Below are 23,693 nucleotides of genomic sequence, written 5' to 3'. Positions count from 1 at the left end.
AAGCGGTATAATAAAAAGAAGAAAAAGTGCTGCAAACGTCATTTTGCCGGTAGTCCTGCTCCTGCTGGCTCTACGGGCGTGAAAATCGCCCGGCGCCTCGCCGGGGAGCCGTGATCAAGGCGGTGTACCGGTATACCTGAAATCGAAATGACGAAAAGACGCTTTTTTTCTAAAAAATCAAAAATATTTCAAAAAATTGTTGACAAAACCCTTTACGAGTGATAAAATACATCTTGTTCCGGACGGAACGTATGCGTTGGTAGCTCAGCTGGATAGAGTGACTGACTACGAATCAGTAGGCCGGGGGTTCGAGTCCCTTCCATCGCACCAGAAAATGCCGTGAAATCGAAAGATTTCATGGCTTTTTTGTTTTTCTGGCAGAGGTCGCACACACTTGCACACTTTCTGCACACTTTACAAAAAAGCCATGTTATCTTTGCATTGCTCGCACAGCGTGCATTTCGCTGCACAAAAAAGAAATTTTTATGCGAAGAGCACCCGCGTCAGCTCGCGGCGTTCTTCTGCGTCCATCTGCCGGATGGCTTCAAGGATCATTTTGCCTGTGATTTTTGTTGCCGCCGGCATTTTGCTTTCCGGGGACGCCTGCGGCCCTGCTCCTGCTGTGTCCTGCCGGTAGAAGTCGGCTTCGATCTTCTTTGCCAGCTCCAACCGGGGCCTGTCCTGCGTGTGAGCGTAGGTGTCCATCAGGACGGTAGCAGTTGCATGACCTGTGTTGCCCTGCACCGATTTGAAGTCACCGCCAGACTGCAACAGCTGATAGGTGGCACTGGAGTGTCGCAGACCATGAAACACGATCTTCTCAAACTCCGGGTGCTCTGCTCGCCACTGCCGATACCACTTGGTCAGAACGTCCGGGGCAATGGGTAAGCCGTCTGGTAAGCGGAACAGCTGACCGCAGTTGCTGTACTTCTCCGGGGCGTTCTGTTCGTCCTGCTTCATCTTGTCGAGCCATGCCAGAAGTTCCTCTTTCAGCGGTTTCGTCATATACAGGACACGGTTGGACTTCTTGGTTTTGGTCTTTTTCAGAATCAGCGAGGACTTGCTCCCCTCCCGTCTGTCCGGGAAGGTGTGGTAGATCTGGCTGGGGTCGATCTTGGACAAGGCTTCTTTGTTGGCACGCTGCATTGCCTTGTTCACCGTGATAGCTCCACGACCATCGGCGGCATCGAAGGCGAGGTCTCCCGGCTGTAAGCCGAGGATCTCACCCTCTCGCAGGGAGAGAATCATGCTCAGATGCACCGCCAGATGGAGGGCGGGGTTCTCAATGGTCTGCAACGCCGCCAGCATGGTGCGCTCATCCCAGATGGTGCGTTCTTCGGTGTTAATCTTGGGGGCTTCACGGGGAGTAGGCGATTTGTGAATCAGATCCCAGTCAACGGCATACGAAAAGGCGGTTTTCAAGAGCGTGTGGACTTCGTGAATGGACGTGCTGGATAACAGCCGCTTCTTCTGATTTTCCGTCAGCTCCTGCTTCTCGCCGTGAACGTACTGGCCGCAGGGGGTCTGGCTCAGGGTGGCGTAGAACTGCTCAATGTCGTAGGTGCGGAGGTCTTGCACCTTCCGCTTTCCGATATACGGCACGATGAGGTTCTGCACCATCGCCACAGATTGGGTGTAGGTCTTGGGAGACCACTTGTGTTTGCTGGACTGAATGGGAATCCACTTGTAGAGCATCTCCTCCACCGTCATTGCATCCGGCACGAGGAATGTACCATCCAGCAGTTCCTTTTCGACCGTGATCTTGCGCTCCTGCGCTTCGGCCTTGGTCTTGAAGGTCTCCCAGCCCTTGCAGGGCTTGCCATTGTGGTCTTTGTAGTTGTATCGGACAGAATACGTGTTGCCACGTTTCATAATAGATGCCATAGATATTCCCTCCCTCAGACCGCAGCAAACCAATCGTCAAAGCTCTGCTTGCTTACCCGGATGCTGGTACCGAGGCGAATCACCTTGAAATCTTTCGTGGTGTTGCACAGATTGTACGCAGCACGGTTGGAGATCGCCAACAGTTGGGCGATCTCCTCCACCCGGTAAACGAGCGGGGCGTGTCGGACAGTTTTGCTGGTCTGGTCAGAAGGTTCTACGGCAGGGGTTTCGGACAATTTCATTGTAGGGGATTCGGGCGCGATTTTCAAGTCCTCACGGGTCAGTTTGGCGGAATTTTTGCGGACATTCGTCATAGGCATGTCTCCTTTGCACTTCTCCAGACCCGGCGCAGCTCCGGTTGAGCTGCACCCTGTGGGCCGGTAAATATGTAAGGGCCTGCCACTCCTGACCCGAAGCAGCAGCCCAAAAAAGTGCGAGAACTTGAATTTACGCGCCCCACGCGCCCCAAACCGCACAAAAGTACCTTCCTGTGCTGATTTTACAGGGCGCATGGCTGAATTGTATGCGCCCTTTTGGGGCGCATCTTGCCTTCTCTCCCGCCCCGAAGGGCGTGTTGCCGCCCCACATCCGCCCGGAAAGGGTAGATACGCGCCCGGAGAAAACAGCGATAACAAGTAAAAACTACTGATTTGGGGCGCGTAGGGCGCGAGAATCTCACTTTTCGCGTGTTTTATGCCGCAGCAAAGGCGGGGTGGACGCATACGCCCCGGAAGCCGCGGTACTTTCCCTCGATGTGCTTGGAGAAGGTCAGGCCATACTTCCCTGCATTTTTCAGCAGGAACTGGCTGAACTTCTTTTGCGGAACAGGCGATTCCAGATTATCCTCGCACCACTTGGTGTAGGCGCGGTAGAGATAGGTGGAGCGTTCCTCGGTGTCGGGCTTGAAGCGGACATACGCCGTTGCCTGCATGAACTGGGTCAGGTTGTCGCTGTCCGCCATGGCTGCTTCGAGGTTCTGGATGGAGCGCTCGCTGATGGTAAACTGATAGCGGTTCGCCAGCAGACGGTGCAACCCTTCCAGCATCCACAGCAGGATGCCGGGACGCTCCTCGGACAGCTCTTCGATAAGGAACGGGTTATCCACCCGGGCAGGGTCACGGTCTTTCACCGTGATGAGGATCTGTCTGCGCCAGAAGCCGTCGCTGTCATCGTGAGCAGCCACAAGGTTGCCATTGCCGAAGCAGATGAAACGAACGTACAGCAGGCCTTGGACAGCCTGCTTGTTTTTCCGCTCGATGCACAAACGGTCTTCAGCGGTGACGATGGACTTGATATTCCGTGTTTCGGGCAAAGCCACCATGTTCAGGTCGTCATCGACCATGACCAGCTTGTACTCCAGATTTGCACTGGCAAAGCGGTTCGTTTCGATGCGGAGGATGGATTCGGAGTGAGAGGCTTCCCCGAACAGCTTCTTCAGCAGCAAGCCGATGCGGGATTTTCCCTCGCCGCCCTTGCCGGTCATGACCAGCATCTTCTGCGCCTTGGTAGACGGGATCAGGAGATAGCCAAGGTATTCCTGCAAGGTCAGAATGTCCTCCGGGATCAGCAGACCGTCCAGAAATTCCAGCCACTTGGTCGGTGCAGGGGCATCGGGCTGGTATTCCACGGGGAGCCGGTTCAGGCAGAGTTCCTTTTCCGGCACAAATCCCCGCTCGTCCAGAAAGTAGGTTCCGTTCTGGAGATGGATGCGGTCAAGCTGGGGTTTCCATTCAGGGGTATAGGTTTCGATACGGAGTGCGTCCAGAACCTGCTTTTCCTTCTTGGCAAGGTTGTCGGGCACAAAGTCACGGAGGTCGCTGTGGACTTCGTAGAGCAGTGCGTCCTCGTCTACCTCGCCGTTCTGGTCGAACAGCTTCTGTTTCAGGCACATCATGGGGTGCTTCTCTAAAAGGTACTGGCAGTAAGCGGTTTCACGCACTTTGCCCTTACTGTCTACCCAAGGGCATTCGCATTCTTCCTCTTCTTCCAGTTCGTCCTCATCACGCCAATCTTCGTTCCTCTTTTTCCAGTCGCTCATGCAATCCCTCCCAATACTTCCGTAGCTCGTTTTCGGTCTGCGGGTCTGGGAGCACCGAACAGTCCAGATAATATTCAACGATGTCAAGGTTCTTTATCGCTTCAAGAAAGCAGGGGTGAAGTTCTTCTGTGGGTGACTGCGGTGCATATCGGACCCGCCAACGCTGCAGACAGCGGTAATAGTCCAGCAGCTGCTGCCGGACGGTGGGCGGTCTGCGGGGAGCAAGCCGCACCTTGCCGTCGGCAAGTGCCATGCCGAAGTCCTCCTTCAACTTTTCCACAGCCTTATAGGGAGAAAGTTGAAAAAGTCTGCCGACAAAATCGATCACATCGCCATCTGCCTGACAGGCGAAACAGTGGAAACGGCTGTCCACTTTCATGCTGGGGTGTTTATCCCCGTGGAAGGGACAGCACATCATGCCGTTCCGGTTTACGGCGAAGCCGTACAGCTCCGCTGCCTGCCGGGTCGAGATGGCGTTTTTTACGTCCGAAAAGACAGAGGTGCTACCCTCCGTCCCAATGGGTGGGGTGCAGGCGAAAGGACGAAGCCCGGTGAGGGGCGTGGGTGAGGTTGGGTTTATTCACACATCGATCCGTCAGAGTGTTGTTCATTTGACCTCCTGCTGCGGTACGGCGTGGTTGCGCTCTTCCTTGCGGAAGAAGGCTTCCACGTTCTGTTGTGCGGTGCGGAGTTCACGCAGTTCGATCTGCGCTTTCTTGTAGCGGGTATAGAACCCGTTTTTCTCCGAGGAAAGGGTCTGATATTCGGCATCCAGCTTTTTAAGGTCCGGCAGCGTCCGAAGCCCGTTGGCCTTGAAATAGGCGCAAGCGGCCTCGTACACAGCAAACTCTGCACGATGCTGCTCCTTGAACTTGGCGGGGTTCCGCACAGTCTGGAGCTTCTGTGCAAGAGGCTTGTACTGCCGATAGACCACAAGATGCCCGCGCAGCTCCTTGAGGGAGACCATGCGGGCATCCATGTCTTTGACCACCGCCAGTGCATCGTCGTGCTGGGTTTGCAGTTCGGCAATGCGCTGGTGCAGGGCATCTTCGCTGAGCAGCTTCTTCTCCTGCAGGAGACACAAGGTCTGCGACCAGCGTTTAAGGTTGAACTTTTTCGCCCAACGCTCATAGCCGATGCCCTTGCCCGCAGCAACGTTCGCCTGAATGTCAACCAGTTTCCTGATCTTATCCGGCTTCTTCTCGCTGCTGGGCTGGATGGCGGTTGCAAGCTGGATGTTCTGGGAGAGGGCGGTCAGCACCTGCTCCTTTTCCAGCTTCTTGCTCAGTTTCTTGGCGGTGATGAACTTTGTCCGACCGGGTGGGCAGTAACTCAACCGGCCTCGGCTCTCCTTCACGGCGATGCCGTGTTCCTGCATGAGCAATGCAGAAAATTCCTCGAAGGTGGTGGTCTTGTTCAGCACAGCGTAGATCTGCTTTCGCAGCTTGTCCAGCTCGGTCTGGTAGACGGTCTGGGTGGGCTGCTGCCCTTCGGCGGCAAGTTTGGCGTTGGCATGGTCTAGACGGCGTTGTCCGCGCCGCTGCGCCCAATACTCGCGCTCCGAAACATGGTCGCCTTGGGCTTCCAGCAGATTGATCTGGTTCAGGTCGGCTTGCTCGCACATCTCCATGACAGCGACACGAAGGTGCCGGAGCATGGCAGAAGTGCAGCGGTGCTTCTTGCCCGCTTCCCAGTCGCACGGCTTGTCCATGAAAGGCTGCCGTTCCACGGTGCGGACACGCAAGCTGCCGATGACGATGTGGACGTGGATGTTCCCTGCACTGTTGTGACCGTCCGGGTGGGTGCAGACGATGGCGGGATGACCGGGGAAGTTGTCCTTGCAGAACTGCAAGCCGAGGGCTTGCGCCCGTTCCATGGTCAGGCCGTTCTCTACTGCGTCCTTCGGGTCGAAGCTGATAATATAATGGTGGGTCTTCACGTCCTCCCGCCTGCCATTCTTGCCGTACTTGCGGTTGGCAATCAGGCAGGCCATAGCAAACGAAGATTCGCCGCACTCAAGGGTGTCGAGCAGGTACGAATCCCGCAGCTTGGGTCTGCCCTTCTCGTCCAGAATGGGCAGACCGGTGTACTCGTTGTGCTGAAAGGTGAGATAGCTTTCGGCGGCGGCATAGTTAGAGTTCTTCGAGCTTAAATGCTTGATGGTTGCCATACAGTTCACCAACCGTTTCTTCGGCTTTCAGCCGAAAGTTCGTGAGTGCGGACAGTTCCTCCAGAATTTGCGCCCGGAGCTGCTCGGTGTCTTTGCCGCCGGAGTTGAAGTGCCGTGCAAGCTGGTTGAGGTTGCTGCCCACCTTGCTGCACTGGGCAGACAAGGCGGCAAGCGCCGCCAGTGCATCCTCGCCGCCCTGCGCTACCACAACGGTGTGCTTGACGTTCACGCCGTACAGGACACGGCGGACGAGTTCGGACTGGGTGAGGTGGAGTTCTTTGCAGGCGTATGCGATCCGCAGTTTTTCTTCTGCGGTCACCCTGACTTTGATGATGTGTGTCTTTCGTTTTCGCGGCGTGTCATTGCGGTTCTCTCGTGCGTGTGCGTTCGGACTTTTCATTTCAGCCATATTCGACCTCCTGTGAAAATGATAAATGCCCGCTCCGGGATGGAGAGGGCTATGTAATGCGACACGCCGCATTCGCACCAACGGTGCGAAGCTGGAGCAGGGTTTGGGGAAGGCACTCCCCAACAAGGATGACTGAGTGGACAGCAATTTTTCAAGCATTGAAAATTTGTGGCCACAGGTCGATACTTGCTTTCGCCCTTTCCGTGCAACACTGAAAATTTCAGAAGTCGAACCGCAATGCACGTTGAAAATTTTGCAGAGCAAAACGTGTGAAAAGGCAAAGCCTCTGCTCATGGTCACCGTTCACACCGAACGCAGTTCCTGCCCCTGTTTTGCAGCGGCGTTGTCCGGCTCGCCCACAGAAAGTGTGAGGTCATGGCGCAGTATCTCGTTCAGACGGCTTATGTAAGATTCAAGGTACAGTATGAAGAAAGCCGGACGCAGTGTGGACACTACAACCTGCTTCTTTCAAGCACAAGAATAACACTTTGCGGTTGTGCGGTCAACAACCAAAAATAAATTTTGGAAGATTGAACAACTACATAAGATTTTATTTGTGAAAAAGAAAAATACCGCCCACGCAGCGCAGCGATGATTTTGTCGGGTGAAACGGCGGCAAAATAGATCGGGTGTGTTGCGGGGCGGTAAAAATCTTCATGGGGAATAAATCCTCGCCGTTCTGTACTTTTCTACAAAATTGGTGGGATTTGCGATAAAGGGTATCATGGATTGCGGAGCGCGTCAAGATGGTTTTGCAAATTTTATTGCAGTAAAGCGGTGATAGTAGGACTTATATTTAACACACGGCAAGAAACAATTTCCGTTTCGCACATTGTAATGTTCGCAGAAAAAACTTATAATGCTTTTGAACCTGTAGGACACACAAAATGCAGAAAAGAGAGGGAATCATGAGAAAACTGTTCCTTTTGGAAGATGATCTGAGCCTGATCAGTGGGCTGACCTTTGCATTCAAGAAACAGGGTTTTGCACTGGATACAGCCCGGACGCTGGCAGAAGCCGAGGTGCTGTGGTCAGACAGAAAATATGACCTGCTGGTGCTGGATGTTTCCCTGCCGGATGGCTCTGGCTTCGATTTCTGCCAGAAGGTGCGGCGCACATCCAACGTGCCGATTCTGTTCCTGACTGCTTCGGATGAGGAAATGAATATCATCATGGGGCTGGAACTGGGCGGGGATGATTACCTGACCAAGCCGTTCAAGCTGGGTGTCCTGTTGTCACGGGTCAATGCACTGCTTCGCCGTGCAAATGCGTCCAGCGCAGGAGAACCCGTACTGGAATCGGGCAGCATCACCGTCCGGCTGTTGCAGGGGCAGGCATACAAAAACGGAGTATTGCTGGAACTGACCGGCGCAGAGTACAAGCTGCTCTGCTTCTTTATGCAGCATCCGAATGCCGTGCTATCCAAGGAACAAATTCTGGATGCACTGTGGGACTGCGATGGGGATTACATTGACAGCAGTGCCTTAACAGTGTACATCCGGCGGCTGCGGATGAAGATTGAGGACGACCCCGGCAAACCGCAGATGCTGCTGACTGTCCGCGGCATGGGCTATAAATGGAATGGGTAAAGGTGCCGTATGAAAGTATTCGCAAACCGGGAAATCCGGATTTTGTTCCGGACAGTGCTGTCGGTCTGGGCGGTGGCATTGGCTCTCACGCAGGGCATCGTATGGCATACAACGCATGTATTTTCTTTCGGGTTACTGTTGGTTTTTCTGCTGCTGGGCGGCTGTCTCTGGGGCGTGCTTTTTCGCTATTTCCAAAGGCAGAGCGCGCTTCTGGAACAGGCAGTCCAGCAAATCCAAAGCTGTCTGGATGGTAACCCGGATGCACGACTGGACTGCGACCGGGAGGGAGAACTTTACCGTCTGTTTCACTCCGTTAATGCATTGGCGGCAGTTCTGAGCGCACACGCAGACAACGAGCAGCGGGAGAAGCGTTTTTTGAAAAATACCATTGCAGATATTTCGCACCAGCTCAAAACACCGCTGGCGGCGTTGAATATCTACAACGGTCTGCTTCAGGACGAAGTTGTTTCGCCGTCGGAGGTCAAAGAGTTTGCAGACCTGTCCGAACAGGAGTTGGACCGCATCGAAACGCTGGTGCAGAATCTGCTCAAAATCACCCGGCTGGATGCCGGTTCGGTCGTCTTGGAGAAGAAAAACGAAAATGTTGCTGAAATGGTGCAGGACATCGCGCGGCAGTATAACTATCGTGCAGAGCAGGAACAGAAAAAGCTCGTTCTGTCTGGCTCAGAGGCGGTTACACTTTGGTGCGACCGTGACTGGATGCAGGAAGCTGTGGACAATCTTGTAAAGAATGCCCTTGACCACACAAAGAGCGGAGATACGATTCAGGTAGAGTGGAATGCACTGCCGTCCATGGTTCAGATCAAAGTGCGCGACAACGGCAGTGGCATCCACCCGGAAGATTTGTACCATATCTTCAAACGGTTTTATCGCAGCCGCTTTTCACAGGATACACAGGGCATCGGGCTGGGTCTTCCGCTGGCAAAAGCCGTTGTGGAAGCCCATCACGGCACCATTGAAGTAGACAGCGAGCTGGGAAAGGGCACGACCTTTACTCTGAATTTTCCGATTCCTACAAAATTGTAGGCTGAGTGTAGGCTTGCAGTAAGGTTGACGTGTTATCCTTTTCTGCACAGACAGAAATAATCCGTCTGAATCGAAGGAATCTGCAAAGTGAGGGATACACTATGGAACTATTAGAAGTCAACCATCTCTGCAAGACCTACGGCAGCGGAGAAACTGCTGTCCATGCGCTGAAAGATGTTAGCTTTTCAGTGCCGAAAGGCGAATATGTGGCGGTCGTTGGCGAATCCGGCTCCGGCAAAAGCACCCTGCTCAACCTGATTGGCGGACTGGATACGCCGACTTCCGGTAAGGTGCTGATTGATGGCAAGGATGTTTTTGCCATGAAAGACCGGGAGCTGACGATCTTCCGCCGCCGCAATATCGGTTTTATCTTTCAGGCATTCAACCTCATCCCGGAACTGACCGTAGAACAGAACATCCTGTTCCCGGTGCTGCTGGACTACCAAAAGCCGGACAGGGCATATCTGGAAGAACTGCTGACCGTGCTGAATCTGAAAGACCGTCGAAAGCATCTGCCAAGCCAGCTTTCCGGTGGGCAGCAGCAACGGGTAGCCATTGGCCGTGCCCTGATGACCCGCCCTTCACTGATTTTGGCGGATGAGCCGACCGGCAATCTGGACACCCAGAACACCAGCGAGGTCATTGCCCTGCTAAAAGAAACATCCCGGAAATACGAGCAGACCATCCTGATGATCACCCACAACCGCAGCATTGCGCAGACGGCAGACCGGGTGTTGCAGGTATCGGACGGCTGCCTGACCGATTTTGGGAGGTGCCGGGAATGAGCAACACAGAAATGAAAAGCTATCTGAGCCTGATCCCGCTTTCTGCCAAGGTACGCAGACGGCAGAACCGCATGACGATTTTGTGCATCGTCCTTGCGGTGTTTCTGGTCACGGCGGTGTTCAGTATGGCAGATATGGCGATTCGGATGGAAACCTCAAACCAGCTGAACAAAAACGGAAACTGGCATATCATGGTAAAGGACATCTCCCCTGAAACAGCCGCAGAGCTTGCCGCACAGGAGGATGTTGCTGCATTTTCGGCGTATAGCGACATCAACGCTTCCCTTACGGAAAACTACTTTGCCGGAGATAAACGTGCCGCACTGGTAGGAGCAGATGATGCAATCCTTCAAATCTTTCCGGGAATGCAGTGCAGCACTGCCCCGGCGGATGGCGAAGTGCTCGTGACAGCAAACATCCGGGATTGGCTGGATGTTACGGTCGGTACAGCGATTCCGCTGACGCTCCCGGATGGACAGACCATTTCACTTACTGTCGCAGGTTTCAATGAGGATACCTCCGATGCGAACCAGTATGATGCTGTTGTGCTGGTGATGAACCGCAGTACATTTTCTCAGATTGCCGCACAGGTAGAAGAATCCTTTGAAACACAGTATTTCATCCAGTTCAAGCCACGTACCAATTTGCGGCAGTCCATTGTGAACATCGAAAACAAGTACGGAATTTCAGAAGAAAAAATCTCCGAAAATACTTACCTGATGGCGTTGAACGCAAGCAGCAACAACGATTATATTGTAGGCTTATATGCGGTAGCGGCTGTGTTGGCTGGCATGGTCGTCCTTGCCGGAATTTTTATGATCACAGGCAGCATCAACAGCAATGTAGCGCAGCGTACCAGCTATTATGGAATGCTGCGTTGTCTTGGGGCAGGAAAAAATCAGGTTCGGATGCTTGTCCGGCTGGAAGCTCTTTTCTGGTGTAAAACTGCTGTTCCAGCAGGATGTGTGCTGGGAATCGTTTCCACATGGGGATTGTGTTCCTTTCTGCGTGGATTTATCGGCGAGGAGTTCAGCTCTTTACCAGTACTTGGCGTCAGCCCGGTCGGTATTATCTGTGGTTCCGCGCTGGGACTTATCACAGTTTGGTTCGCGGCATCTTCTCCGGCACGGCGGGCGGCAAAAGCTTCTCCGATCACAGCAGCAACTGGGAATGCGGTGGAAAATGCAGCGGCTTCTCCGTGTCATGCTCGGTTGTTTGGAAGTCGTGCAGAGCTTTCTTTGGGCGTGAGCCATGCAACCTCGTCCAAAAAGAACTTGCTTCTGATGACAGGCTCCTTTGCGTTAAGCATTCTCCTGTTTTTGAGCTTTTCGGTTTTGCTTCGATGGGTTGGATTTGCGCTGAATCCGTTGCAGTCCTACGCACCGGACTTATCGGTGGCTGAAACATCCGGGCAAAATGTCCTTGACCCGGTGCTGGTGGAGCAGTTGGAAGCTCTGCCGGAAGTCAAACACGCATTCGGGCGGATGTTTTGCCCGCTCCCGGCGGAATATCAGGGAAAACAGGGGTCCATCGACCTGATTTCATACGATACTATACAGTTTGGCTGGGCGAAAAAAGACCTGATTGGCGGAACCCTTCCGCAGGAGCCGGAGGATGGCACATACCCTGTGCTGACGGTATTCGACAAAAGCAACTCCCTGACCGTGGGTGATACCATTCAGCTGGAGGATGCAAAGCTCACAGTCGTGGGTGTATTGAACGACAGCCCGTTCAGTAGTACCGATTCCCCGATTGTTATCTGCACCGAAGAAACCTTCCATCAGCTGACCGGGCAAAACCGCTATGCGGTAATCGATATTCAACTAAAAGATACCACAGCAGACGCAGCCATTGCACAAATACACACCCTGCTGAGCGACACGTTAAACAAGCAGGTTGTTTTTTCCAACCGAATCGAAGGAAATCGGATGATACAAAGCACCTACTGGGCGTTCCATCTGGTGGTCTATGCGTTTCTCATCGTGATTGCAGGAATCACCATTCTGAACATCATCAACAGCATTTCCATGAGCGTGTCGGCACGAATGAAGCAGTATGGCATCCTGCGTGCCATCGGGATGGATGATGCACAGCTGAAACGCATGATCTCTGCCGAAGCTGGCACCTATGCGGTGTCCGGTCTTGTGGTGGGCATTGCGCTGGGTCTTGTGCTGAATCGGAAGCTGTATATCCTGCTCATCACCCATTATTTCGGTGCAGCGTGGCAGGTGCCGTGGGGCTGTCTTGCCGTGATTGTCGTAGTCGTGCTGGCGGCTGTGGTGCTGGCAGTATATAACCCGGTCAGGCGAATCCTCATGCAGCCCATTACTGCAACCATCAGTGAATTATAAACCGGAACAACAGATGCCCACCAGCTTATGGCGAAAACCATAGGTCGGTGGGCATCGTGTTCTTTATAAGGGCTTAATCTTCCAGTCTGCCGTGGTCACAGCCAAGGGAGAGATACTGCTTCATCTCCCCTCTCAGCACCATCTGGGCATACTCCAATGGCTTATTATACAGCAGCCAGTCCAGCTCCGCCCGCTGTGCCGGGGTGTTGCCGTACTCATCCTCGACGGCGATGCAGTCGATGGCAAGGGTAGTGCCATCCTTAAACCGGGCTTCCACCCGGTTGGTGTCCATGTTGTAGCGGCAGGAAAGCAGTTTATTCATGGCGAACCTCATTTCTATATCAAACGGTGTCTGTTCGGATGTCCTAAACCCTGCCATAGAACCGGTGTGTCATGTAAGATTGTTGTTTGGATAAAACTGGAAGATTTTGCACAATAAATACCGTTGAAATCCAGCTTTTGGGGCTGTGCGAAACAGCCTGTTTTGCCGGGCTGATTTTGACTCTGCACACTTTTGCACATTTTCTGCACATCGCAAGGATGGATAACAGGTGCAAAGGCGTGCAAGCAATGCAAAGGATGCAACAGAATAACAACGGCAAAATAACGGTGATTCGATTAGAATGACGTTTTAGCGTCAAATGATGAAATGGACAAAATGTGCCATTCGGTTCCTACGAATCAGTAGGCCGGGGGTTCGAGTCCCTTCCATCGCACCAAACCATGAAAATCCGAACCTTTTCTCGATAGGAGAAGGGCTCGGATTTTTTGTTTTCTTCGGAAACGAGAACAATGGCTCTTCCCTTACGGCTGTGTGTCCAAAACCTTATCAGAAGAAAGACCGTATCACGAAGGTCACAACAGTAAGAGTGCCGTAAGGCAGAAGGGACGCAAGATTATGAAGTACGATGCAAGAGCCTGTCAGTTTAACATGGGCACCGGCTGTGTGGAGCTGCTGCTCCGGGATGGGCGCAAAATTTCCATCAACTGCACCGGTGTCGAAGATGCACTGGATGTTACCATGGCACAGCGGACTGAATTGGACTATCTCATCTACAATGACCCGCTGGCGTATGCCGAACTGATCTTGAACGGTGAGCCGGACGAGTATCTGAGGAATGTAACAGGTAGTCACGGATTAGAGGATTGAACGCAAAAACAGGGTGCGCCCTGCCGGACGCACCCTGCAAAAATCCACACACGATAAGTAAGGCAGGGAGTTCCCCAGTGGGAACTTCCTGTTTTTCTTTGGTTGCAATATGAGCCTGCTCCGCCTGCCATGCGGCAAACTCCCGTTGACCTTCCTCGCTGTTCCAGCAGGCAAGGATCGCCGGGTAAAATGCCCGTGCCAGACGTTCGATGGCTTCATCGGGGTAAGGGGAAATATTTGTGGACTTTTTCTTTTTGTTCAAACGCACACTCCTTTGGACTTCTGTTGACAGCATACAATGTGCCTGTTGTTATGCTGTCTGCTCATCCTCTGCGAGCGCAGATTCCAGAGAAGCAAGGTACTCCTTGTGCTTGTGGATGATTTCGAGAATGACTTCTCGCTGTGCTGTGTCTGGCATAGTTCTCAGAAGATAGTCAAACTCTGTGCGGAAACGTGTTGTAACGTGTTCCAGTGCGACATAATCATGCCGCACTTCTTCCGGGTAAGCATCGCTGTCATAGACCGATTCGATTTTCTGAAACGGCATTACAGGTGCCTTTCCCGGTTCCCGGATGATGCCATCGGCATCCGGTTTCGGTTCAACTTTCAGTTCCGGGTGCAGGATTTCCTGCAAGGTCTGTGCGCGGGCATCATAGTTGGCTCGTGCAAGGCGGTGCATATCAGACTTGCTGACTTTTACCTGTTTGTTCAGAATCTTCTCCCGCATACCGGGAATCAGGGATTCAGCAATTTCAACACCTTTCATGTACTTCGATGCGCGAAGTACAGTTGCCTTGCTTACACCATTTTCCTCTGCGATTCGTTCGCAGGTTTTCATGGCTTCACCGGAGTTATCAGTTTGAGAACTCCGGTGAAATCGGCCATTTTCATCATGCGATTCTTTGCGGGCTTCGCCATGAGAGGATTTTTCCGCTTCATATTGCTTCCCGATGAGGAACAGCTTCTGCTCCGGGGTGAGGTTACGCCGCCCCAACTGATTCTTGCAGATCCATGCGAGGACTTCTTCTCTGCTTTCAAATCGGAGCGGCATGGTGGAAAAGCAAATCTCCGGGTGCTTCTGGAGGATGGCATAACGGTTGTGTCCGTCAACAAGGGTGTTGTTCCAAACGATCAAAGGAGAGAGAAGCTTGCCTTCCTTGAGGATATTTTCTTCAAGCTGCTTGTACTCATCGTCCGTCAGCGGTGGGATCTGATTCTGGAACTCCGGGTCGATTTTCAGATTGATCATACGCACACTCCTTCTCTCTCATGATGTTGCGTCTGCTTTTCCTCCCGGAAGAACAGGGCAACATTCTGTTTTGCATCTTTCAGCTTGAGCAGTTCAGACTTGGCTTCCCTGTACTGCTCATAGAACTGGGCCTTTTCAGAAGCAAGAGCGCAGTATTCCGCTTCCAGCTTGTTCGGACTGGACAGGCTGGTGATGTTGTTTGCCTTGAGATAGGCTGCTGCCGCCCGGTATGCTGTCAGCTCTGCACGATGCTGTTCTTCAAAGACTGCTGGGTGTTTGACAGTTTTCAGCTTCTGTGCAAGCGGTCGGTACTGCTTGTAGTCAGCAGCGTGGCTGCGCAGCTTCTGATTGTCTGCCATGCGGGTTTCGAGGTCTTTCACTACGGCCAGCGATTCATGGAACTTGGTGTCAAGCTCTGCGATTCTCTGGTTGAGTGCGTCCTCATCGGTCAAGCCCTTTTCTTCTAAAAGAATCAAGGTCTGTGCCATGGCTTTGAGGTTGTGCTTCTTCGCCCAACGCTCATAGCCGATGCCCTTGCCCTGCTTCAGCTTCGCCTGAATGTCCACCAGCTTCTTGATTCGGTCGGGTTCTTCCTCAAGATTGCTGTGGAGGATAATGGGCTGGCTCTTGGCATTTTCTTTCAAGGTGGCAAGCACGAGTTCTTTCTCAAACTTGTCACCGAGGCTGTGTGCCCGGATAAACTTCTTTCTTCCGGCTGGCAGGTAGCTGAGCCGCCCACGGCTTTCCTTGACCGTGATGCCGTACCGCTGCAAGAGCCTGTCCGAGAAATCTTCAAAGCTCACTGCATTGTCCAGCACATCCGAGATCTGTTTCCGCAAAGTCTCCTTTGCGGTTTCAAACTCCGTTTGTGTGGGCTGCTGTCCGGCGGCAAGCAGGGCTGCGTTTTCACGGTCGAGTTTCATCTGACCGCGCCGTTTCATCCAGTACTCGCGCTCACTCACACGCTTTTTCGAGCTGAGCAGGTCGATCTGGTACAGCTTGGCATCCTGACACATTTCCATGACCGCGACACGCAAGTGCCGCATGGTCTGGGCTGTGCTGGAATGCTTCATGCCCTCACGCCAGTCACGGGGCTTCTGCATATAGGGCTTGCGCTCCACTTCTTGTGTCCGGACGCTACCGATCACGATGTGGACATGGATATTTCCCGAATGGTTGTGTCCGTCCGGGTGGGTGCAGACGATAGCAGGATGGCCGGGAAAGTTCTCTTTACAGAAGTTCAGGCCGAGGGCCTGTGCCTTTTCCATCGTCAGTCCATTTTCGACTGCATCCCGTGGGTCGAAGCTGATGATATACTGGTGGCTCTTGATATCATCCGGGTTGTTGTTCTTGTCGTACTTCCGATTTGCCAGCAGACAGGCCGTTGCAAACGAGGCTTCGCCGCATTCAAGGGTATCCAGAATGTACGATTCCCGCAGCTTGGGTCTGCCCTGTTCGTCCAGAATCTTCTTGCCGGAAAATTCATCGTGCTGGTAAACGAGGTACGCTTCGATGGCGGTGTAGTCCGAATTTTTAGAGGCGATATGCTTGAGCGTTGCCATACAGTTCACCCAGAACTTTCTCGGCGTGGAGCCGGAATGCAGTCAGGTCTGCAAGTTCGTCAAGAAGTTTCGCCCGGAGCTGTTCGGTGTCTGCTCCGCCAGAGTTAAAGTGTCGTGCGAGTTGGTTCAGGTTGCCGCCCACCCTGCTGCACTGGGCAAGCAGGGTGGAAACAGCGGTCAGGGTTTCTTCTCCGCCGCCGGCAACGACAACAGTGCGCTCGATCTTCGCACTGTGCAGCGCACGGCGGATGAGGGTGGACAGGGAGAGATGAAGGAGTTTTGCGGTTTGTTCGAGTTCCATCTTTTCAGTTTCCGTTACTCGGAACTTGATGACGTGCGTTTTGTTGTTCGGCGTGTCGTGGTGCTGGGAATTGCTAGGAATCGGTTGAACATTCGTTTTGGTCATTGTACCTCCTGTCTGTTCGATAACTCCTCGGTGAAGTTATGTAAGCACGACACGCCGTTGCTGTTCGCACCGTCAGGTGCGAACCATGAGCAGGGTTTGGGGCAGGCACGCCCCAACAAGATCACTTCGGAAATGCAGGTGCATTGAAGAAGTGAAGTCCCGATGGAGCACAACATTTTCAAGAATTGAAAATTTGTGGCCACGGGACGGTTCTTGCTCTCCACTGCTGCGCTCAAAACGTATTTCCGAAAGTTGTTTCCGAATTGTTAAGACGCAAAAATAAGTAGAGAGTTCCACTGCTCATATATGTGAATCGCCGTTTGCCCCGAACGAAGTTCCTGCCCCTGTTTTGCAGCGGCGTTGACTAGAGAGCCGGTATCACGTTCGGTCGGCTCATGAAATTTTCAAGGTGCAATCTTCCCCGGAAAAGAAAAATACCGCCCACGCAGTACAGGCGAAGGATTTTGTCGGGTGAAACAGACGGCAAAATGATCGGGTGTGTTGCGGGGCGGTAAATCTTCGCAGGAAATAAAACCGCACAGAATCGTTTCTTTACAGAAATCTCTGTGGATTTGTTGGGAATGATAACATAAGTACGAATGCGTGTCAACACTTCAGGATAATGAATACATCAGATGAACGAAACACACAAAGTACAAGCGAAAGCAAGGCTGCGTTTTAGAAGAATGTTTTAATTTTCGCAGTTCAGGCGGACTTGGACGGTAAACACACCGTCCTTCTTCTTTGTGTAGAAGTCGCCATGGTTCTCTTGAACGATACGATTTATGTTCTTTAGTCCGTAACCGTGATACTCTCCGATGCGGATGCTGCGAACGGTATCGCTGTATGGATTCTCAAGCCGGTAAAAGAGACTGCGATACTGCTTGCGCAGCTGTAGATGAATGATTCGCTGTTCTGCTGGCAAGTCGCAGCAGGCTTCAATGGCATTGTCAAATGTGTTTCCGATGATGATGCTCAAAGACAACGATGAGATCGTCAGAACTTCAGGAATCGTCACATCCAGTTTGACTTTGATGTTATTCCTTTCCACAATTCGTAAGTAATAATTCAAAAGAGCATCAACAACAGGATTTCCGACAGCAGAAATATTTGTGGAACGCTCGAAAACATTCGTGGCGGCCTGTGCGATCTTGTGAAGTTCTTCGGTATCACCGTGTTCTGCAACTGCCTGCATCGCCAGAATGTATTTCTTCACATCATGCTGTAGAGAACGGACTTCTTCCTGACGTTCTTTGAGCTGCTGGTAGTATTCCATTTGAAGGTTGTACTGCTGCTCATTGAACTTGACTTTGAATTTTTCTAGCTCATTTTCCCGGAGAGCTTCCACATAGAACACGATCAGGATGTTTATAAGGAGAAGTACAGCCATAAGGCCGACCATATAATCAGGGAAATAATCATCCGCAGCATGATACTGTGCCACATAACAGACCGCGATACTTGCGATTTGAATCGCAATGATCGGCAACAGCCATAGGATGCGCAGAGCATTTCCCTTTCGGCTGAAAAAATGTGAAATCAGAACTACGAGTGGAATTTGAATCAGGTTTGAAAAAACAATATAGACCAACCGTGCTGCCCCAGCCTGCATCAGAATGTCGGTATCCGGGATACGCAGACCAATCAGGAGCATTGCAAGCACTTCCACCAAAGCAGCCAGTGTAAAGAAGGCTCCGCTTGCGAAAACCGCCTGCCACGGTCGCACCTCATAGAACAGCAATGCAAGGAGAAATCCGCCAACTAAAAGATAAATCGTGCGCTGCGTTACCCAATCCGGGAATAAACTCAAAGCGCACTGCCCAGCGATCAAGAGTGCAACATATGACGCATAGAACCACCTTGAGACGGGTTCCTTTTTGGAAAACAGCCGACCGATAAAAAGCAGCAACAGGGCAATGTTGGCAAAGCTCCCTGCAAACTCAACGAAATAATAAAGCATCATCTTCCCAAATAAGCGTTGAAGTTCTGATTGAACTCCTGACGCTTCCTCCTGCTGATCGGCAGCTGATGTCCGCTGGAAAGAAAAACAGCGGTTCCCGTAGCGTAAACAATGTGTTCCATGTTGACGAGATAACTTTTGTGTGGTGACACAAAGCACCGTTTTGGAAGCTGCTCCAAGGCTTCAGGAATGCTCATTCGCAATGTAAGGTCTTGCTCCTTGCAGTGAATCAGAACTTTATGTCCGTGGCTTTCCAGAAAGTAAATGTCCGATGTTTCCAAGGACATGGTAATACCATCGTATTCGATCGTAAAATGTTTGGAGTTCAGTTCCTGAAGGACGGCATCCATTGCCGCAGCGAACAGTGTCTGATCCAAAGGTTTGACAAGGTAGCGGAATGCAACGCCATATCCCTGCACAGCGTACTCATGCCGCTTCGTGACAAATACCACCAAAGGATGCTTCTCCATTTGGATCAAAGACTGCGCCAACTGAAAACCGTTGGATGGCATCTCGATATCGAGCAGCAGCAAATCGAAGGATTTTTTCTGCATTTGCAATTCGCTCAGAAGTTCATTCCCATCCATGTAAGTCTCAATGTCAAAGCAGCCTTGCACATCGTACTGCTGGACGCTTTGAACAATGCCATCAAGGTCTGACTTCTCATCATCGCAGACTGCAACGTGGTACTTCAGCATTTCGACAACCTCCACAAAATAATGTCCTGCTACTATTATAGACTGTGCAAAGGCTCCTTACAAGTAGCCTGACCTACCACTTTTGTCACCAGAACGACCAGTTTTGCCAAACCTCTTGATTTTGCTGAAATTTATGATACAGTGAAGCAAAAATCAGAAGATAAGGTGGCGCAACTGCAATGTGGGAACGCACGCTGTCTCAAAAATCAGTCCGTCTTTTCTGCGAGCAAAAAGTGATAGATGAAGCAAAGGCGGATGCGTATGTCTATGGGTACGAGTTGCTCATATCATCTGTTGTGAGCGTTCTGCTTGTTGTTTTAATCGCTGTTGTGTGTGGTGATGTGCGGTACGCACTTTCATTTTTGATTGGGTTTATCCCACAGCGAATCTACATTGGCGGATACCATGCAACATCGCACACCAGATGCTATTTGGCATTCTCCGGACTGGCACTTATCTGCATTTTGCTAAGTAAGGCAATCGCAGCAAATCACCTTTTCCGTATCCTGACAACAGTAGCTCTTTTGGGCATCTCTATCTTTCTCTCACCTATCGAAGCAAAGAATAAGCCTTTAAGTGAAAAGAAGCGGTCAAGTTACAAGATGGTCGCATCTGTTCTTTCGTCAATAGATTTCCTGCTTGCCATTTTTAATGTGCTTCCGTATACACGTCATGTAGTTTGCTACTATCTCTCCAAATGGGTATTGATTGTATTCTCAACAATTCCTTTGGTTCAACAAAAATTTAATGCCAACTTTTGTAGATAGGGAGGTGATAACATGAAAAAAAACAAATGGGTGCTGCTTCTTATCGCTTTTGTTGCATTTTTGGTATTGGTTTATTTTATTGGTGCTTGCCTTAATGCAACGGCAGAGGCATTGACAATTATTTCTCTCTGCATCGGCATACTGGTCATTTATTTAGTCGTAAAAGCAATCAAATCAAAATAAGGAAAGGAAAATGTGATCATGAGTACAAGAAAATTCATCAAAAAACTTACGGCGAGTCTGCTTTTTATTGCGGTTGTAATGTCGTTTGGCGTTCAGTCTGCCTTCGCTGAATCGAATTCACCGAAAGCTACCGTTAAGAACAATGTTGTTACTTTTAGCAATCTCGATCAACTGAAGGCAAACGAGAAGCTCGCAATTGCGGTAGTTGACAGTAATGGTGATCCAGCAACTATTACTATCGAGTCAGTGGACAATTCAATTTCTCGTGTAGCGAAATCGTCGAATTCTTGGAAGGTTTCGTATAAGGGAGTGGTGATTCATGCATATTTTTATATGACAGTGACGAATAACAAAGTCACAAATGCATGGGACTATTCGATTACAACTTTGGGTTCCACATATAGTGATGCAAGTTTGACGTATAACTCCAGTTCGGCAAAACTCACCTTTACCAGTAACGCTTATAATGGTATTGCTTCTCATACTTGCTGGCTGAAGGGAACTCCTCGTGGAACAAACAATGAAGTCGATGTAACGTATTCTATGTAATGTGGAGGATAATATGAAACGAAATCACAAAAAACTACTTTTTTCCTTGAGTAAAATTACATGTGCTTTTGCAATGGCACTCGCAGTCTTAAGTGTGAATAGCACCTGTTGTTTTACAGCATATCAGCCGGATGTTCCAGAATTACTTAATCGAAAATAATTTGTTTCAAAAAGTATTATACTATTGGAGCTATTGTACTTTGAAAAAATGCAATTGGCTTATTTCAAACTTCTAAAAATGAAAATTGAGGTGGGGGCGATTCCGATGCAGACAATTTCTTTGAAAACAAGTTGATCATTAGTTGAGGTGCATTTATGAAATTTAGCGTACCGGAAATCTTAATGATTATATTAACAACAGCAGTCGTGATAATCGCTTTTCTTGCACTTGCAAAATACCTTATCCGCTATGCTGTCAAATTCTATATTAAAATAAAAGGAGATGACTTAAAATGACGTTGAGAAAAAGGTTGATTTCGCTTTGCATGGTAATGGTATTGGTATTTTCACTTTCGGCTGTTTGTGCTTCGGCCGCACAAGAGGCAGTAGCAGAACAGCCCACTGTTTCGATGTCCTTTGATCTTGACAATCGCGTCAAGCACGAAAAAACTGTGAGATTGCCAGATGGTTCGATTGCAAAGATCACTGCCGAACCCATCAATACGGGTCGAGCACTATCTGGAGTGTGGAAGATTACAGGAACAAATGGGTTGGCAACAATGGAATATTGGATTGAATTGGAAAAAGCTGGCCTTTACACAAAAATTAAGCGGACATGGGGGCTTGCGATAACTGGAATTATGACATCGTATGAAGATGCCAAGATTAACGTTGTTAGGCAGATGGAATCGCCTGTTCTTCCTGCTGTTGTTGAGGGATATGCAAAATTCACATATTTTGACAATCCGGTTGTTACGCTTTGGACGAAAAGTGGAGGCGTGAGAGCCTCGATTTCTGGCAATCAGATCACTACAGAGCTGTACTGATTTTTTCAAGAATTTGCTTGTTAACAGCTTCAGAATCACTTAAAGAAGTTCGCCGGATATATTTTAAGATGTCCGGCGAACTTTTTAATTGTTGTAAGACGGAAAGGAAAAAATTCTAAATGTCTTGATTTCTCTATGAAAAAATGGTATATACATTATACGAAACAATGCTTTGAAAGAACGCTCCACCGTTCAATGATGTAGAATGAGAGGTGTCCGCCATGACCGCCGTGATTTACGCCCGCTATTCCAGTGATAACCAGCGCGAAGAATCCATTGAGGGTCAGATTCGTGAATGTACGGCGTATGCCGAGAAAAATGGCATCACTATCGTCAAGCACTACATTGACCGTGCCATCTCTGCTAAGACGGACAACCGCCCGCAGTTTCAGCAGATGATCAAGGACAGCGACAAGAAGCTGTTTGATATTGTACTGGTCTGGAAACTTGACCGTTTTGCCCGGAATCGCTACGATAGTGCCCGGTATAAAACCCAGCTGAAGAAGAACGGTGTCAAGCTCATGTCAGCTACGGAGATCATCTCCGAGGGGCCAGAGGGTATCATTCTGGAATCGGTTCTGGAGGGCTATGCAGAATACTACTCTGCCGACCTTGCCGAAAAGGTTGTCCGTGGACAGACAGAGAACATCCTGAAAGGCCGCTGCAACGGTGGTCGTGGAACGTTTGGATATACGCTGGATTCCGAGCGGAAATTTCACATCGACCCGCTTGCCTCCCCTTTCGTGCTGGAATCGTTCACGAAGTATCGGGATGGCCTTACGATGAAAGAGATTCGGGACTGGTTGAATGAAAACGGCATCAAGAACCCGGTCGGAGGCGAATTTACTTACAACAGCGTGGAGCACATGCTCAAAAACCGGCGTTATATCGGAGAACTGAAATTCCGGGATGTGGTCGTGCCGGATGCGATTCCGCCCATCGTGCCGCTGGAACTGTTCGATGATGTGCAGGAAAAGATTGCCAAAAACAAGAAAGCCCCTGCCCGGAGAAAGGCAGAGGACGATTACCTGCTGACAACCAAGCTGCACTGTGGCTGCTGCGGTGCGCTGATGTTTGGCGAAAGCGGTACGAGCCGGACGGGAGAAGTCCACCGCTACTATAAATGTGCCACTGCCAAAAAGAAGAAGGGCTGCAAGAAGAAAACCGTCCGCAAACAGTGGCTGGAAGATCTGGTGGTCAACCAGACCATGCAGCTTGTCCGGGACGATGCCGCCATGGAATCCATCATCGCCAAAGTCATGGAACTGCAAGACCGGGAGAACACCAACCTTCCCCTCTATGAGAAGCAGCTCAGGGATGCGGAATCAGGTATCCAGAATATGCTCAACGCGATTCAGGCCGGAATCCTCACCAGTTCCACCAAGGAACGGCTGGAGCAGCTCGAAGAAACCAAGCGTGAGCTTGAAGCCCGCATTGCAGAAGAAAAGCTGGCAAAGCCCAAGATCAAAGAGGAATTTATCCGTTTCTGGTTGATGAGGTTCCGTAAGCTGGACATGAGCCTGAAAGACCAGCGGCAGGCGTTGGTGGATACGTTCATCAATTCGATTTATCTGTACGATGATAAGGTTTTGATAACCTTTAACTATAAAGAAGGTACACAGACCATCACGTTTGAGGAAGCGGCTCAAGCCGCATCAAAAGAAAATGGTTCGGATTTGGATTGCTTTACTGCACCAAGAAAAACCAGTACACATTGTGTACTGGTTTTTCTTTTTTGTTTGCGCGATGGAAGGGGCTCGAACAGGGCGGCGGCGCATAGCACCGCAAGCAATCAGCCCAGTGCAACAACGACGACCGCAGCCTGCGGCTGAAACAGGGAGGAGTTGTTGGGGCCGCGTTCTGATTTTTCAAAGCCCTGCCAAGGGGCTGCGGAAAAATCAGCTAACGCA

23 protein-coding genes and 1 tRNA gene are annotated in these 23,693 nt (G+C 50.7%); 12 read left to right on the top strand and 12 right to left on the bottom strand.

Features of this window, described 5'->3' with window-relative positions; translation table 11 throughout:
* The first annotated feature begins 253 nt into the window (after positions 1–253).
* Positions 254–330, top strand: a tRNA-Arg gene (locus C4N22_RS07450).
* Positions 331–483: 153 nt separating this feature from the next.
* On the opposite strand, the gene C4N22_RS07445 is transcribed toward C4N22_RS07450, so the two are convergent.
* The 6 genes from C4N22_RS07445 to C4N22_RS07420 all read right to left on the bottom strand — a co-directional run bounded on the left by C4N22_RS07445 (position 484) and on the right by C4N22_RS07420 (position 6,501).
* Positions 484–1,884 carry a site-specific integrase gene (locus C4N22_RS07445; protein WP_097773062.1) on the bottom strand — a complete coding sequence of 467 codons (1,401 nt, stop codon included), beginning with the start codon at positions 1,882–1,884 and terminating at the stop codon, positions 484–486.
* Positions 1,885–1,898: 14 nt separating this feature from the next.
* The gene (locus C4N22_RS07440; RefSeq protein ID WP_006735272.1) at positions 1,899–2,204 is read right to left on the bottom strand and encodes a helix-turn-helix domain-containing protein; all 306 of its coding nucleotides are present in this window, start codon (positions 2,202–2,204) and stop codon (positions 1,899–1,901) included.
* A 371-nt stretch (positions 2,205–2,575) separates the two neighbouring features.
* Positions 2,576–3,922 carry a DNA primase family protein gene (locus tag C4N22_RS07435; protein WP_112148509.1) on the bottom strand — a complete coding sequence of 449 codons (1,347 nt, stop codon included), beginning with the start codon at positions 3,920–3,922 and terminating at the stop codon, positions 2,576–2,578.
* Complete coding sequence (locus tag C4N22_RS07430) at positions 3,885–4,337, bottom strand: CHC2 zinc finger domain-containing protein (protein ID WP_255535727.1); 453 nt, start codon at positions 4,335–4,337, stop codon at positions 3,885–3,887. The genes C4N22_RS07435 and C4N22_RS07430 overlap by 38 nt, the downstream gene beginning before the upstream one ends.
* 192 nt (positions 4,338–4,529) lie before the next feature.
* The gene (locus tag C4N22_RS07425) at positions 4,530–6,092 is read right to left on the bottom strand and encodes a relaxase/mobilization nuclease domain-containing protein (protein ID WP_112148508.1); all 1,563 of its coding nucleotides are present in this window, start codon (positions 6,090–6,092) and stop codon (positions 4,530–4,532) included.
* Positions 6,055–6,501 (bottom strand): plasmid mobilization protein, encoded by a 447-nt coding sequence (locus C4N22_RS07420; RefSeq protein WP_015537176.1) that lies wholly within the window; start codon positions 6,499–6,501, stop codon positions 6,055–6,057. The genes C4N22_RS07425 and C4N22_RS07420 overlap by 38 nt, the downstream gene beginning before the upstream one ends.
* Positions 6,502–7,409: 908 nt before the next feature.
* Here C4N22_RS07420 and C4N22_RS07415 point away from each other — a divergent pair.
* The 4 genes from C4N22_RS07415 to C4N22_RS07400 all read left to right on the top strand — a co-directional run bounded on the left by C4N22_RS07415 (position 7,410) and on the right by C4N22_RS07400 (position 12,273).
* The gene (locus tag C4N22_RS07415) at positions 7,410–8,090 is read left to right on the top strand and encodes a response regulator transcription factor (protein WP_112146629.1); all 681 of its coding nucleotides are present in this window, start codon (positions 7,410–7,412) and stop codon (positions 8,088–8,090) included.
* A gap of 9 nt (positions 8,091–8,099) precedes the next feature.
* Positions 8,100–9,137: a sensor histidine kinase gene (locus tag C4N22_RS07410; RefSeq protein ID WP_112148507.1), complete on the top strand. Its 1,038-nt coding sequence runs from the start codon at positions 8,100–8,102 to the stop codon at positions 9,135–9,137.
* A gap of 101 nt (positions 9,138–9,238) precedes the next feature.
* Complete coding sequence (locus C4N22_RS07405) at positions 9,239–9,922, top strand: ABC transporter ATP-binding protein (RefSeq protein ID WP_005942816.1); 684 nt, start codon at positions 9,239–9,241, stop codon at positions 9,920–9,922.
* Positions 9,919–12,273: an ABC transporter permease gene (locus C4N22_RS07400; RefSeq protein ID WP_112148506.1), complete on the top strand. Its 2,355-nt coding sequence runs from the start codon at positions 9,919–9,921 to the stop codon at positions 12,271–12,273. Before C4N22_RS07405 ends, C4N22_RS07400 begins: the two co-directional genes overlap by 4 nt.
* Before the next feature lie 73 nt (positions 12,274–12,346).
* Here C4N22_RS07400 and C4N22_RS07395 read toward each other — a convergent pair whose 3' ends face one another.
* Positions 12,347–12,595 (bottom strand): DUF6061 family protein, encoded by a 249-nt coding sequence (locus tag C4N22_RS07395; RefSeq protein ID WP_112148505.1) that lies wholly within the window; start codon positions 12,593–12,595, stop codon positions 12,347–12,349.
* 576 nt (positions 12,596–13,171) lie between these two features.
* Here C4N22_RS07395 and C4N22_RS07385 point away from each other — a divergent pair.
* On the top strand, positions 13,172–13,423 hold the full coding sequence (locus C4N22_RS07385; protein WP_112148504.1) for a DUF6061 family protein: 252 nt from the start codon (positions 13,172–13,174) through the stop codon (positions 13,421–13,423).
* Positions 13,424–13,733: 310 nt separating this feature from the next.
* Here C4N22_RS07385 and C4N22_RS07375 read toward each other — a convergent pair whose 3' ends face one another.
* The 5 genes from C4N22_RS07375 to C4N22_RS07350 all read right to left on the bottom strand — a co-directional run bounded on the left by C4N22_RS07375 (position 13,734) and on the right by C4N22_RS07350 (position 19,298).
* Positions 13,734–14,672, bottom strand: coding sequence for a hypothetical protein (locus C4N22_RS07375; protein WP_097774053.1), 939 nt, complete (start codon positions 14,670–14,672; stop codon positions 13,734–13,736).
* Positions 14,669–16,234, bottom strand: a complete 1,566-nt coding sequence (locus C4N22_RS07370; RefSeq protein WP_112148503.1) for a relaxase/mobilization nuclease domain-containing protein — start codon at positions 16,232–16,234, stop codon at positions 14,669–14,671. The genes C4N22_RS07375 and C4N22_RS07370 overlap by 4 nt, the downstream gene beginning before the upstream one ends.
* Complete coding sequence (locus C4N22_RS07365) at positions 16,206–16,640, bottom strand: plasmid mobilization protein (RefSeq protein WP_112148502.1); 435 nt, start codon at positions 16,638–16,640, stop codon at positions 16,206–16,208. Before C4N22_RS07365 ends, C4N22_RS07370 begins: the two co-directional genes overlap by 29 nt.
* A gap of 691 nt (positions 16,641–17,331) precedes the next feature.
* Positions 17,332–18,603: a GHKL domain-containing protein gene (locus C4N22_RS07355; RefSeq protein WP_112148501.1), complete on the bottom strand. Its 1,272-nt coding sequence runs from the start codon at positions 18,601–18,603 to the stop codon at positions 17,332–17,334.
* Entirely contained in the window at positions 18,600–19,298 is a 699-nt protein-coding gene (locus tag C4N22_RS07350) for a LytR/AlgR family response regulator transcription factor (RefSeq protein WP_112148500.1), read from the bottom strand. The genes C4N22_RS07355 and C4N22_RS07350 overlap by 4 nt, the downstream gene beginning before the upstream one ends.
* A 179-nt stretch (positions 19,299–19,477) precedes the next feature.
* Here C4N22_RS07350 and C4N22_RS07345 point away from each other — a divergent pair, with 179 nt between their 5' ends.
* From C4N22_RS07345 to C4N22_RS07325, 6 genes are all read left to right on the top strand, one after another.
* Complete coding sequence (locus C4N22_RS07345; RefSeq protein ID WP_005924490.1) at positions 19,478–20,065, top strand: accessory gene regulator B family protein; 588 nt, start codon at positions 19,478–19,480, stop codon at positions 20,063–20,065.
* A 12-nt stretch (positions 20,066–20,077) separates the two neighbouring features.
* Entirely contained in the window at positions 20,078–20,248 is a 171-nt protein-coding gene (locus C4N22_RS12885; protein ID WP_005924488.1) for a hypothetical protein, read from the top strand.
* 18 nt (positions 20,249–20,266) lie between these two features.
* Positions 20,267–20,797 (top strand): DUF5626 family protein, encoded by a 531-nt coding sequence (locus C4N22_RS07340; RefSeq protein ID WP_005934533.1) that lies wholly within the window; start codon positions 20,267–20,269, stop codon positions 20,795–20,797.
* A 13-nt stretch (positions 20,798–20,810) separates the two neighbouring features.
* Positions 20,811–20,957, top strand: coding sequence for a cyclic lactone autoinducer peptide (locus C4N22_RS13255; protein WP_112148499.1), 147 nt, complete (start codon positions 20,811–20,813; stop codon positions 20,955–20,957).
* A 292-nt stretch (positions 20,958–21,249) separates the two neighbouring features.
* Complete coding sequence (locus tag C4N22_RS07330) at positions 21,250–21,783, top strand: DUF5626 family protein (RefSeq protein WP_112148498.1); 534 nt, start codon at positions 21,250–21,252, stop codon at positions 21,781–21,783.
* Positions 21,784–22,004: 221 nt separating this feature from the next.
* Positions 22,005–23,615 (top strand): recombinase family protein, encoded by a 1,611-nt coding sequence (locus C4N22_RS07325; RefSeq protein WP_112148497.1) that lies wholly within the window; start codon positions 22,005–22,007, stop codon positions 23,613–23,615.
* The last annotated feature ends 78 nt before the right edge of the window (positions 23,616–23,693 follow it).

Source organism: Faecalibacterium prausnitzii, from assembly GCF_003287495.1.
Lineage (GTDB): Bacteria > Bacillota > Clostridia > Oscillospirales > Ruminococcaceae > Faecalibacterium > Faecalibacterium prausnitzii_I.
This window is presented reverse-complemented; position numbering and strand designations above follow the sequence as displayed.